Source organism: Rhodopseudomonas sp. B29, from assembly GCF_000333455.1.
Classification (GTDB): domain Bacteria; phylum Pseudomonadota; class Alphaproteobacteria; order Rhizobiales; family Xanthobacteraceae; genus Rhodopseudomonas.
Genome location: NZ_BADD01000328.1, coordinates 1 through 1,067 on the forward strand (window position 1 = coordinate 1; position 1,067 = coordinate 1,067).

The following is a 1,067-nucleotide window of genomic DNA, read 5'->3' on the forward strand; positions in this document are numbered from 1 at the left end:
TCATGCACTGGCACGCCTCGCCGCGCTCGGCAGTCGGCTTTCTGATCCACGCCGGCACGATGGACCTTGCCGCGATGGGGCCGCGGCGGAATCTGTCTATGCCCGGTCTCGCCGCGACGGTCGGCGAGCAGATCGCCGCGCTCGAGCGTGTCGCCGGCAAGAGCGTCGTGGCGCGTATCAAGCGTGAACCCGACCCGGTGATCATCGGCATCGTCTCCGGCTGGCCCCGCAATTTCTCGACGGACCGCGCGCTGCAGCTGGGCTTCACCACTGCCGAGAAGACGTTCGACGACATCATCCGGATTCACATCGAGGATGAGCTGGGCGGCAAGTTCGTGAACTGAACAAAACACCGACGTCATCGCCGGGCTCGACCCGGCGATCCATCTCCTTCGTGCGATGGATGCCCGGGCCTTCGCCGCGCCGTCGCGGCTTCGGCCGCGCAGGCGGGTCAAGCCCGGGCATGACGGAAGTATACCCGGTCCGCAGGGGGATGCTTTTGGCTGACGGCCGTCCTATATTCGGCCCAAACCAGCAACCGCACCCAGGAGAAACGCCATGACCGCCAGCATCGTCGGATGGGCCCATATGCCGTTCGGCAAGTTCGACGCCGAGACCGTCGAGAGCATGATCGTCCGTGTCGCCAATGAGGCGATCGCCGATGCCGGCATTGCGGCGTCTGATGTCGACGAGATCGTTCTCGGGCATTTCAACGCTGGTTTCTCACCGCAGGACTTCACCGCCGCGCTGGTGTTGCAGGCCGATCCGGCGCTGCGCTTCAAGCCGGCGACCCGTGTCGAGAACGCGTGCGCCACCGGCTCGGCGGCCGTCCATCAGGGCGTCCGCGCCATCGAGTCGGGTGCCGCCAAGGTGGTGCTGGTGGTCGGCGTCGAGCAGATGACCCGCACCCCCGGGCCGGAGATCGGCAAGAACCTGCTGCGCGCCTCCTATCTGCCCGAAGACGGCGACACCCCGGCCGGTTTCGCCGGCGTGTTCGGCATCATCGCGCAGAAGTACTTCCAGAAATACGGCGACCAGTCCGATGCGCTGGCGATGATCGCCGCCAA

1 protein-coding gene and 1 pseudogene are annotated in these 1,067 nt (G+C 66.4%); both read left to right on the plus strand.

Features of this window, described 5'->3' with window-relative positions; translation table 11 throughout:
• Nucleotides 1–344: pseudogene (locus tag I5M_RS11890) on the plus strand (NAD-dependent epimerase); the annotation flags it as partial.
• Nucleotides 345–558: 214 nt separating this feature from the next.
• Nucleotides 559–1,067 (plus strand): beta-ketoacyl synthase N-terminal-like domain-containing protein (locus I5M_RS11895; RefSeq protein WP_022721607.1); only part of this gene is annotated, 509 nt, incomplete at its 3' end.